Annotated in this window: 1 protein-coding gene; it reads left to right on the top strand. The window is 64.3% G+C overall.

Annotated elements, in window-relative coordinates; translation table 11 throughout:
• Positions 1-193: sensor histidine kinase (locus PA598K_RS37065; protein ID WP_221414218.1), on the top strand; the 193-nt coding region annotated here is incomplete at its 5' end.
• Between the last annotated feature and the right edge of the window lie 126 nt (positions 194-319).

Below are 319 nucleotides of genomic sequence, written 5' to 3' on the forward strand. Positions count from 1 at the left end.
CGGCGAGACGCCGCCAGAGCGCAGCCGCACCGGCATCGGCCTGCAGAGCGTGCTGCGCCGCATCGCGCTCGTCTACGGCGAGCCTTATGGCGTAGCGCTGCAGAGCGAGCCGGGACAAGGGACGACGGTCATCATGAAGCTGCCGCTAACGAATGAACCTGTGGAAGAGGATGAGGAGGGACCACCCGCATGAAGGGCAAACTGTTCATCGCAGAGGATCAACCGAACTTTCGCAAAGGACTGCTGAAGCTCGCGGGCAAGCGGGCTTCCGAATGGATCGTCGCCGGCGAAGCCGCCAACGGTCAGAGCGCTCTGACCG

This window comes from Paenibacillus sp. 598K, assembly GCF_003851045.1.
Lineage (GTDB): Bacteria > Bacillota > Bacilli > Paenibacillales > Paenibacillaceae > Paenibacillus_D.